The sequence below is a fragment of the Candidatus Binataceae bacterium genome (genome assembly GCA_035308025.1).
Taxonomy (GTDB): domain Bacteria; phylum Desulfobacterota; class Binatia; order Binatales; family Binataceae; genus JAJPHI01.
Genome location: DATGHL010000030.1, coordinates 157955 through 169050 on the forward strand (window position 1 = coordinate 157955; position 11096 = coordinate 169050).

Annotated in this window: 9 protein-coding genes; 6 read left to right on the forward strand and 3 right to left on the reverse strand. The window is 61.5% G+C overall.

What is annotated here, in order from left to right:
- The first annotated feature begins 1 nt into the window (after nucleotide 1).
- From VKS22_09810 to VKS22_09830, 5 genes are all read left to right on the forward strand, one after another.
- A complete protein-coding gene (locus VKS22_09810) occupies nucleotides 2–556 on the forward strand; it encodes a hypothetical protein (protein ID HLW70905.1) in 555 nt (184 codons plus the stop codon).
- Nucleotides 553–2199, forward strand: a complete 1647-nt coding sequence (gene lnt, locus VKS22_09815) for an apolipoprotein N-acyltransferase (protein ID HLW70906.1) — start codon at nucleotides 553–555, stop codon at nucleotides 2197–2199. The genes VKS22_09810 and lnt overlap by 4 nt, the downstream gene beginning before the upstream one ends.
- 164 nt (nucleotides 2200–2363) lie before the next feature.
- Nucleotides 2364–3452, forward strand: coding sequence for a peptide chain release factor 2 (gene prfB, locus VKS22_09820; protein HLW70907.1), 1089 nt, complete (start codon nucleotides 2364–2366; stop codon nucleotides 3450–3452).
- Between the two features lie 91 nt (nucleotides 3453–3543).
- Nucleotides 3544–4932 (forward strand): DUF2252 domain-containing protein, encoded by a 1389-nt coding sequence (locus VKS22_09825; GenBank protein HLW70908.1) that lies wholly within the window; start codon nucleotides 3544–3546, stop codon nucleotides 4930–4932.
- A gap of 72 nt (nucleotides 4933–5004) precedes the next feature.
- Entirely contained in the window at nucleotides 5005–5709 is a 705-nt protein-coding gene (locus tag VKS22_09830; protein HLW70909.1) for a glutathione S-transferase N-terminal domain-containing protein, read from the forward strand.
- Nucleotides 5710–6883: 1174 nt separating this feature from the next.
- Here VKS22_09830 and VKS22_09835 read toward each other — a convergent pair.
- Complete coding sequence (locus tag VKS22_09835) at nucleotides 6884–7687, reverse strand: SDR family NAD(P)-dependent oxidoreductase (GenBank protein HLW70910.1); 804 nt, start codon at nucleotides 7685–7687, stop codon at nucleotides 6884–6886.
- 105 nt (nucleotides 7688–7792) lie between these two features.
- Here VKS22_09835 and VKS22_09840 point away from each other — a divergent pair, with 105 nt between their 5' ends.
- Nucleotides 7793–8395, forward strand: coding sequence for a flavin reductase family protein (locus VKS22_09840; protein ID HLW70911.1), 603 nt, complete (start codon nucleotides 7793–7795; stop codon nucleotides 8393–8395).
- A gap of 13 nt (nucleotides 8396–8408) precedes the next feature.
- Here VKS22_09840 and VKS22_09845 read toward each other — a convergent pair whose 3' ends face one another.
- Nucleotides 8409–9194 (reverse strand): SDR family NAD(P)-dependent oxidoreductase, encoded by a 786-nt coding sequence (locus VKS22_09845; protein HLW70912.1) that lies wholly within the window; start codon nucleotides 9192–9194, stop codon nucleotides 8409–8411.
- A 105-nt stretch (nucleotides 9195–9299) separates the two neighbouring features.
- Complete coding sequence (locus tag VKS22_09850) at nucleotides 9300–10901, reverse strand: DHA2 family efflux MFS transporter permease subunit (GenBank protein HLW70913.1); 1602 nt, start codon at nucleotides 10899–10901, stop codon at nucleotides 9300–9302.
- Nucleotides 10902–11096: the final 195 nt, after the last annotated feature.

The following is an 11096-nucleotide window of genomic DNA, read 5'->3' on the forward strand; positions in this document are numbered from 1 at the left end:
CATGTCCGCCGCTCCGCTTAAGCCGGCCGCCGCCGCAGTCCTGACGCATTTCACCCGCACCTCGCGCAGCGGTGACGCGCTCGACAATCTGGTAACGATTCTGCGCAACGGGAGTATCGCAGGCTCTACCCGGATGGTCCCCGGCAAACAACGCGCCGTCTGCCTCTTTGACGTGCCGCTCGCAGAATTGAGCCGGCTGCTCACGCGGGCCAATCGGCGCCGCTACCAACCCTTCGGGGTTGCGCTGGACAAACGCTACGCCTTTGCGATGGGGGCGCGTCCGGTTTTCTATCTCCCGCTGACCGAGGCGCGCGCGATTCTCGCCGCCGAGGAGCTGTGGCGCGTGGTCGCGATCGACCTGCGCCGCACGCCGGCCGTGGATTGGACTTTCGAGCGCGAATGGCGGGTGCCCGGCGCGCTGCCGCTGCCCGCCCGCGGCGCCGTCGCGTTGGTCGAGTCCTGGCGAGACGCTGACGAACTGTACGATCGTTTCGACGGCGCACCGCCGTGCGCGGGCGTTCTCCCGCTCGAAAATTTATTTGGTTCCGGCGCGTGACTGGCCTGAGCCGGGGAACTCGCGCCGCGCTCGCGGCGATCAGCGGACTGGCGCTCGCCGCAGCCTTTCCGAAGGTTGATCTGGGTCTGCTCGCCTGGGTCGCCTTTGTGCCGCTGCTTTACGCAATCCGCGACGAATCAACCGGACGCCTCTTTCTCTACGCATGGCTGCAAGGCTTTGTCTGCAATATCGCTTCGGTTTACTGGATCGCGATCACGCTGCACAGCTTCACCAGCCTGCGCATCGATCTGGCGATCACGCCGATGCTTTTGCTGGCCGCGATCATCGCGCTCTACGGCGCTATCGCCTTTGCGTTCGCCGACTTCACTGCGGTCCGTTTCCGTATTCCGATAGTCGTTACGCTGCCGATCGCCTGGACGGCGCTCGAATGGGTCCGCACCTACTTCCCGATCGGCTTTCCGTGGAATCTGCTGGGCTACACCGCCTATCGCAATCTTCAGTTGATTCAGTTTGCGGAACTCACTGGGGTCTACGGGATCTCCGCGCTGATCATTTTCGCCAACGTGGTAGTTTACGTCGTCGCCTTCCAGGTTTATTCGCGCAGGACGCAGGCGGTGAGTCTCGGCGCTCTGACGTTCCTGATGGCGGCGGCGTTCGTCTTCGGTTCGATCCGAGTCCGCGGCCTGCAAAACGCCCAGGGCGAGGCGTCACTCAACGTTGCGATGGTCCAGGGCGACATCCCGCAATCGCTGAAATGGGATCCCAAGTTCCTCAAATCCAGTTTCGACGTCTATGCGGATCAGAGCCGCAGCGCAGCGCGGCGCGGCGCTGACTTAATCGTCTGGCCGGAGGCCGCCGCCGCGTTTTTCTTTCAACCCGACGAGCGCTATCCCGCCGCTTTCGCTGAAGATGCGCGCTACCGCCAACAATTACTCGCGCTCGCCGTCGAGACTGCCGATCCGATCCTTTTCGGCGCGCCCGCGCTTGGCGTCGAAGATGGCCGCGTGGGGTTTTACAATCGCGCCTATCTCGTCAGTGGCCGCGGCGAGGTTATCGCCTGGTACGACAAGATTCAGCTCGTGCCCTTTGGCGAATACGTCCCGCTGCGCAGCCTTTTCGGCTACTTCGTCAATCGCGTCGTCGCCGGTTTCGGCGATATGTTTGCGGGATCAAAACAGACCGTCTTTACGGTGAAAGATGCCAAGCTGGGCGTGCTGATCTGTTATGAAAGCATCTTTCCGGATCTGGCGCGCAGCGTCGTCAATGACGGCGCCGACATTCTGATCAATATCACCAACGATGCCTGGTACGGGGAAAGCTCTGCGCCTTATCAATTGCTCGCGATGGCGGCGATGCGCGCGGTCGAGACCAAAGTCCCGCTGGTGCGCGTGGCGAACACCGGCATCAGCGCAGTTATCCAGCCCACCGGCGCGATCACCGCGCCAACGCCGCTTTTCGTGCGCGGTACTGAAACCGAACTTGTGTACTGGCGCCGCGAGCGGACAGTGTACACGCGGGTCGGTGATCTCTTTGCGGAAGCTTGCCTGATCCTCACGCTCGCCGGATTCCTCGACGCGCTGACTCTGCGCCGCGGCGCCAGCGGCCGACGCGGAGTCGGGTCCGATCAGTTCCCGCCCAACGGCCGCGCCCACGAGCGGACAAACTCGCACCTACTGCATTAATTCGCCGACGCGTTTATGTCAGAATATAAGCTGCATCGACCCGACACACTTCGCGTCGGCTAACAACCCAGCTTCTACCGACTGTTTTGAAACGCAACGTTCTGTATTTGGAGATTGCCCAATGACCCTAGCCGAGATGCGCGAACAACTCATCGATTTCGATTATCGCAGCGAGACCCTCGGGAGGCGTCTTTGACGTCGCCACACTAAGCGCGCGCTCCAACCAACTGCTCGAGGAGTCGAGCAAGCTCGATTTCTGGGATCGCCCTGAGGACGCCCAGGCGGTGCTCAAGGAGCAGGACCGCATCCGCGCCAAGCTCTCGGGCTACGAGCTTCTGAAGAAATCGCTCGAAGAGGCGAAGCTCTTCTTCGCGATGGCCGAAGAAGAAGGGATGGACGATTCTGAGGCGGCTGGCGAAACCGCAGCCGCACTTCAGACCGCGGGCGCAGAGCTCGAGCGCCAGGAACTCCAACTGATGCTCGGAGGCGAATACGATCGCCTCGGCGCGATCGTCTCGGTCCATCCGGGGGCCGGCGGCACTGAGGCTCAGGATTGGGCCGAGATGCTTCTCCGTCTCTACCTCCGCTGGGCCGAGCGGCGCGGCTACAAGACCGATCTCGCCGATTTGCAGCCCGGCGACGGCGGCGGAATCAAGAATGCGACCTTCGAGGTGGACGGCGAGTTCGCGTATGGCTATCTCAAGGCCGAAGCCGGCATCCATCGGCTGGTGCGGATTTCACCTTACGACGCGAATGCGCGCCGCCATACTTCGTTCGCCTCGGTCTTTGTCTTCCCGGCGATCGACGACAAGGTCGAGGTCATTATCAATCCAGCGGATCTGCGCGTCGATACCTTTCGCGCCTCAGGCGCCGGCGGCCAGCACGTCAACAAGACCGATTCCGCCGTGCGCTTCACCCATATCCCCAGCGGAATCGTCGTAACCTGCCAGAACGAGCGCTCGCAGCACAAGAATCGCGCGATGGCGATGAAAATCCTGCGGGCAAGGCTGTTCGAGCTTGAGCAACGCAAGAAGCGCGAGGAGCTCGAGAAATTCAGCAAGGAGAAAAAGGAGATCGCCTGGGGCAGCCAAATCCGCTCTTATGTGCTCCATCCGTATCAGTTGGTGAAGGACCATCGCACCGGCGTCGAGGCCGGCAACACCAGCGCGGTGCTCGATGGCGATATCGATCAGTTCATCGAGGCCTACCTGATGGGTGTGCGCAAGGGCGACCCCGAAGCCGCATCGGTCTGAGCGACGAAATCTTCGGGTACGGATCTTTCGTAACCAAAAGTTAATTTGCGGCCCATTGCATTGCTGCGCTAGCCGTCGCTACTAGATCGGCATGCGGAAAGCCTTAGGCGCGACCCGCGCGGCACCGGCACTGTCGGCCGCTGAACGGATGATGGCGGGCCGCGCCCTGCGCGAGCAGGTGCCGCGCAGCAGTCACGGGGAATGGCAGGCCGCAGTCAATCGCGCCGACCCGGTTGCGATCCTCCGCGAGTTTGACCACAACCGCATCGCCGAACTGTTGCCGATCCGCTACGGGCGCATGAAGAAGTCGCCGTTCGCCTTTTTGCGCGGCGCCGCGGCGATTATGGCCGCCGATCTCGCGCGCACACCCGCCACCGGGCTGCGGGTGCAGGCCGGCGGCGATTGCCACATCATGAATTTCGGCGCCTTCGCGACCGCCGAACGCAACCTGATCTTCGACATCAACGATTTCGACGAAACCCTGCCTGCGCCCTGGGAATGGGACATCAAACGTCTCGCTGCGAGTATCGAGGTCGCCGCGCGCACCGCCGATTTCAAGACCGAATATCGCGAGGAGGCGGTCCGCGCCGCCACCCGCGCCTATCGTGAGCACATGGCGGAATATGCCGCGATGCGCGTGCTTGAGGTCTGGTACCAGCGCATCGATCTTAAGGCGCTGATCCGCAGTATGCCGCGCGACGCCGAGCGCGCCGAGACCCGGCGGGCAATCGAGAAGGCGCGCCGCGACAGCACTCCGGGACATCTTTTTCCGGCGCTCGCGCGGTCGGGCCGCAAACCCCTGCGGATCAACGACGCACCGCCCCTGATCTATCATCCGGCGGAACGCCACAAGGCGGCATTTCGCCAGCGCGTACTCGACGGCTTCGAGCGTTATGCCGCGTCGCTCCCACCAGCATATCGGCAGTTGTTTCAGCGTTACGAGCTGCAGGACATCGCGATCAAGGTCGTCGGCGTCGGTAGCGTCGGCACGTTCTGCGCCGTCGCGCTCTTCACCGCCGCCGAGGATGATCCGCTCTTCCTGCAGGTCAAGGAGGCAGGCCCTTCAGTGCTCGAGCCGTATGCCGGGGCGAGCGCCTTCACCAGTCATGGCGAGCGCGTCGTCGTCGGACAGCGTCTGATGCAGTCCGCGGGAGACATCCTGCTCGGCTGGACCGAGGGTCTCGAAGACAACCGCCACTTCTATATCCGCCAACTGCGCGATATGAAGATCGCGATGCCGATCGAGACCGCCGGCCACACCGACCTCGAATACTTCGCGGAAGCCTGCGGCTGGGCCCTGGCGCTCGCACACGCTCGCTCCGGCGATTCCGCGATGATCGCCGGCTACCTCGGCTCGGGCGAAGCCTTCGACGACGCGCTGGTCAACTTCGCCGCGGCCTACGCCGATCAGACCGAGCGCGACTACGCGGCGCTGCTCAAAGCAATCAAGGCCGGACGGATCAAAGCCGCGAGCGCGTGATCTCCAATGCAGCGCTCAGAATAATGCGCCGCTTTTGCTAGGCTGTGCCCGGTAACCAACCAGGAGCCAAATATGATCGATCTTTATTTCTGGATTACCCCGAACGGCTACAAGGTCACGATCCTGCTCGAGGAGCTGGGCTGGAAGTACAATGTCATCCCGATCAATATCGGCAAGGGCGAGCAGTTCCAGCCCGACTTCCTCAAGGTCTCGCCGAACAACCGGATTCCCGCGATGGTCGATCATGACGGCCCGGACGGTAAGCCGATCGCGATCTTCGAATCGGGCGCGATACTCATGTATCTGGCCGAGAAGAGCGGCTGGCAGTTCATGCCGCAGGACCTACGTAAGCGCTACGACGTCGTCCAGTGGCTGATGTTCCAGATGGCCGGCGTCGGCCCGATGCTCGGTCAGGCCCATCATTTTCGCCGCTACGCACCTGAGCAGATTCAGTACGCGGTCGAGCGTTACACCAACGAGGCGCATCGCCTCTACGGCGTGATCGACAAGCGCGTCGGCGAGGCCGGCTACCTCGCCGGCGAATACTCAATCGCCGACATGGCGACTTATCCGTGGCTGCGCACGCATCATTGGCAGGGACAAAACCTCGATGACTTTCCCAACCTTAAGCGCTGGTATGACGCTATCGAAGCGCGTCCGGCGGTCCAGCGCGGCCTCGCCGTGATGAAGGAAGAAGTCGAACGCGGGCGTGGCGCCAAACCCAACCCAAAAGCCTGGGATATTCTCTTCGGCAAGCAGCAATTCGAAAAACGCTAACGCGCCCGCGGCGCTAGCTTAGGGCGATTATCCGTCTGTTGGCAGAAGACGCGGGTTCGCCCAGAATCAGGGGCGACGTGACAGGCCGAAGGCGGCCGCATTACTTGTCATCGGTGCTGTTGTAATCAGTGCAGTCTTTGTAGAGATATCCGCCAGCTTTATAAACTTTTGTCATACAAAAGCGCAGCAGTGCGAAATACCAAAAATATCGTAATAAGTGATGCAGCCATGGAGGGCGAGCCAAGATTCACCGCTTTGGAGAGAGTTTATCTCGGCTTGCGTAAGCAACTGTTGATTACTGGCGTCGCCCTATAGCTTTTTAGGTTGGCCTCTTTGCACGGATACTTACAGAGGTTTCGCAACTATATTCGGAAAGATAGATCCTGTGGTGAATCCGCCATGCTGGCCGGAGGTCTCGAAGTGAGGCGCAACGCTGTTTGGAATGACCTCGATATAAACTCTCCTGTTACTTGGGAAGCGATGGTCTTCCCAAAGTTGATTATGATCAGGGTCGATTGCAAGGGCGTATTTACTGCCAACACTGGTATGGTGCCTTCTGTCACATTCAGTCACGCGCGAAGCTCTTTGTGGTTAACTTCCAATTGCCCTTGCGAAACCCTCCACTGCCGAAAACCTACCCACAAAATTCCAGCTGTTATGAACATGAGCAGCCAGTCGGTCAGACTGCTTCTCTTAAGCAGCTGGATAAGCTTCATAGGGCGATTACCGATATTGTTGGATATGTAGTTACTCTGTTGGCGGTTGCGTTTGTGCTTGCTCATGCCTCTTGGACGGACTCGTCTCCAGCAAAGCCTTGGCAATTTTCGACGCTAGCGATCGTGCCATGTGTTCTCTCTACTTAGCAAATTCTGCGATTATTTGGACTGCAACAAAAAATGCAATACCGATGAACGGCCACCAATACCAGGGCGCTTTCAACTTGTTCATTTGGCTATATCCTCAGGGTTACGTTACCTTGGTTGTTTCGGATCGGGCTTTATTTTGAGTAAAGACTTTGCAAATTTGGATGCGAGAGAATGCGCCGTATGTTCTTCTTTCTTTTCGTCAGGCATTCCTATGTTATCCGGTGAAATGGAAAACGTAACTGCTCCGGTCGCCGTGCCGGTACACTCGGCCAACTCCAATTTGTCAGCGAATTTCTAACTCGGGGGAACTAGGCCCGCCCGCTGCGGATCGTATTGAGATTGGCCAAACCGGTCTGCACGGTGAGGCCGCCGTCAACCACAATCGCCTCGCCGGTGATGAACGAGGCCTCGTCCGAGGCGAGGAACAGCACCGTGTTGGCGATCTCGTCGGGTTCGCCGATCCGCCCAAGCGGCGCCGCTTCCGCCTGAAGCCGGCGGAATTCGTCGGCCCGATCGCCCGCGATCAGCTCCGGCGCGCGCGTATTGATCGCGCCCGGACAGACGCAGTTGATGCGGATTTTGTAGCGCGCGTTCTCCATCGCCGCGGCCCGCGTCAGATTGATCACGCCAGCCTTCGCGGCGTTGTAGGACGAGAGCCCATAGTCCCCGCGCGTGCCCGAAATGGACGCGGTATTGATGATCGCGCCGCCGCCCTGCTTGCGCATGATCGGAAGGCTGTACTTGATCCCAAGGAAGGTGCTGGTCAGCGTCACCGCCATCACGCGGTTCCAGCTCTCGAGCGTGGTCTCTTCGAGCGTCGCAACCTCCGCCGCGCCGGCGTTGTTGAACATCACGTCGAGCCGGCCGAAGCTGTCGAGCGCGAGCTTGATCGCCGCCCGCACGCCCTCGGCGTCCGACGCGTCCATCTTGATCTGCCGGGCCTTGCCGCCCGCTGCGACGATTTCCGCGCCGATCTTGTCGGCGCGCGTACCGCTCAGATCGGCCACGATCACCGCGGCCCCTTCGCGCGCGAAGCGCCGCACCGTCGCCGCGCCGATTCCCGAGCCGCCACCGGTAACGATCGCGACCCGCCCGTCGAGTTTTCCCGCCATGATTCTTGACCTCCCGAAACGTCGCCTTTGCCCGGCTCGCCGCCTGATGTAACTTGCGCTTGGACGTCCCTTTCGGACATCAACGAACAACGGCTTGGTCTATCGATGCAATATGATCCGCGAAAAGGCAATGGCGGGCTGCCGCACGATCCGCTGACAGCGCTGGTCGTGCCGCGCCCAATCGGCTGGATTTCGACCATCAGTCCGAGCGGCGTCGTGAATCTGGCGCCCTACAGTTTTTTCAATGCGATCGCGGGGAATCCACCCTTCGTGATGTTCTCGAGCGGCGGCCGCAAACACTCGCAGCACAACGCCGAAAAATCCGGCGAGTTCGTCCATAGTCTCACCACCTGGGAGCTGCGCGAAGAGATGAATCTCACCTCCGCGATGGTCGGTCCCGAGGTTAGCGAGCCGGAACTGGCGAAGCTCGCGATGGCGCCCTCGACCGTCGTCAAGCCGCCGCGCGTCAAACACTCGCCGGTCGCCTTCGAGTGCAAATACGTCAAGAGCGTCGATCTGCCCGGCCGCGACGGCCGGCCGCATGACTACACGATCGTCATCGGTGAGGTCGTCAGCATCTACATCGATGACGCCGTGGTCATCGACGGCGCAGTCGATCTCTCACGCCATCGCCCGATCGCGCGCCTGGGCTCGACCGATCAATACACCGTCATCGATACCATTTTCCGCATGAAGCGCCCGCGCTAGAAGGCGCGATTCGCTAGCCCATCAGGCCCTTGGTCAGACCGCCATCGATCGTGATGTTGGCCCCGTGAATGAAGCCCGCACGCGCTGACGCGAGGAACAGAATAAGATCGGCGACCTCTTCGGGTTGGCCAATCCGTGCGAGCGGGGTCATCGTGCGAAACGCCTCTTCCGTCGATTGACCTGCACTGGCAGGAATCAGGCCCGAGCGCATCTTGAGTAATCGTTCCGTGAGGATCGGTCCGGGATTGATGCCGACGACGCGGACGTTTGGCGCCGCCTCTTCGGCCAGCGCCTTGGTGAAGTGATTGAGGGCCGCGTTGGCCGCGCCGCCGATCGTATAGCTGGCGCGCGGATTGAGCGCGGCCGCACCGATCACGTTGACGATTATGCCGCCGCCGTCGCGCCGCATCGGTGCGAGCACCTCGCGCGCCATCCGTACGTAACCGAAAAATTTGAGCATCCAGTCTGCTATCCAGGCTTCGTCGGAGAGCTCCATGAAAGGACCGGTGCGCGCACTGCCGGCGTTGTTGATCAGGACATCGACCCGTCCGAAGCGCTCGAGGCAGCGCGCGACGACGCGCTTGATCGCCGCGCCGTCAGTGAGGTCCGCAGCGATCGTATCGATCCGCTCGCGCGCGGCATGACCCGCGGCGATGACCGTCTCGTCGAGCGCCGCCTGACCTCGCGCACAGGCCAGCACCGAAGAGCCCTCGGCGAGCAGGCCTAATACCGTGGCCCGCCCGATGCCCTTGCTGCCGCCGGTCACGATCGCGACTTTGCCGTCCAAGCCCAGTTCCATGACTACCTCCTTCATGTACGCCCGATCGCTTTGGCGTATCGGGAGATTCAATCCGCAAGGTCTATCACAACCCGGGCCAGTAGATCGGGCGCGAAAGAGCGCTCCTCAGTGTGCCGCCGCGCCGCCCGCACCCGTCGTGCTCGCGCCGCGAAAAAGCAGAAACGACGGAACCATTACGATCGCCATCACCGCCAGGATGCGATACAGATCGGCAAACGCGAGCATCGCGGACTGCTGCTGGATTACGCCGTATACCATCCCGAGACCCTGCTTTTGCCCGGTCACCATCTGGTTAAGCAGATGGAACGTCGGCGAGCCCGGCAGGTGCGGCGCGCGATTGCTCATCTGCCACGCATCGAAGGCCGAAAAGTGCTGCACGAGGTAGGCCTGATGGATGCTCTGATGGCGCACCAGCGTGCTGGTCAGGTAGGCGATTCCCATCGCCGCCCCGGTATTGCGCATCATGTTGTAGAGGCTCGAGGCGTAGCCCATCCGCTCGCGCGGGACGCAGGTCAGCGCCGCGGCGGAGAGCACCGGGAAGCACATGCCGAGGCCCAGTCCCAGAACCATCCCCGGCCAGATCACCTGCCAGATTCCCACCTCCAGGTTCCAGTGGGCCATATTCCACAATCCGATCGCTTGCAGCACGAAGGCCAATCCGATAAGCCGCTTGTTATCGATTCCATGGCGCGCAATCTGCCCGGCAAGGAGCATCGCGAACATCGCGCAGCCCGCGCGCGGCGCCATCACCAGTCCAGCCTTCCACGCCGTATAGCCCATGAACTCCTGCAGGAAGACCGGGTTCAGGATGCCGGTGCCGAAGAGGATAAAACTCAACATCACGACGGCGAAGACCGCGCCCGCGAACTGCCGGATTTCCAGGAAACGCAACTCCACGATCGGATCGGCCACCCGCAGCTCGCGGAACACCAGCAGCACCGTCGCCACGCCGGAAACGATCGCCGCGCCGACGATCCAGGGCGAATTGAACCAGTCGGCGCGCTCTCCGCGATCGACGATGATCTGCATCAGCCCGAGCGCGACGGCCAGATAGATCATCCCAAGGAAATCGATTGGGCCGCTGCGTTTGCGCTCGCGTATATAGGCCGGGTCGTGGACGAAGCTGGAAACCATCACGAAGGCGATCGCGCCTAGCGGCACATTGATGTAGAAATTCCAGCGCCAGTTCCAGTTGTCGGTGATCCAGCCGCCGACCGTCGGCCCCAGGATCGGCGCGACCATCAGCCCCATCCCCCACATCGCCATCGCCAACTGCTGCTCCTGCGGCGGAAAGGTTTCCATCAGGATGGCCTGCGAGAGTGGAATCATCGCCGCCCCGGCGACTCCCTGGATCAGACGAAACAGCACCATCTCGCTGAGCGAGCGGGCGGCGCCGCACAGCGCCGAGGCCAGCACGAAAGTCGAGACCGAGGCGAGAAAATATTGCTTGCGGCCGTAGCGCCCGGAGATCCACCCGGTCATCGGGATCATGATGCCATTGGCCACCAGGTAGCTCGTGAGAATCCATGCGATTTCGTCCACACTGGCCGAAAACGAGCCCTGCATATGGGGCAGCGAGACGTTGATGATCGAACCGTCGAGGACTTCGAGCGTCGCCCCCAGCATCACGGCCAGTGCGATCAGCCACTTGTGCGCGGGCGCTTCGGCGTGAGCGCTTGTCGGGGCGGTACTTCCAGCGGCAGCCATACGTCCTGAACCTTGGCGAAACTCAACCCCAAGGTCTTATCATGTTAGTTCGTTATGGGCTGCGCCCACCCTGATGGATGAAACCTGCTAAGGAAGGGACACCGCGCTGTCGGCACCGAGGTCGTTTTTTTCCTGGTGCTCGCAGCCCGAGTGTTAGTTTGACCTGAGGCCCTGCGAGCACTCTGGATTGTCGCC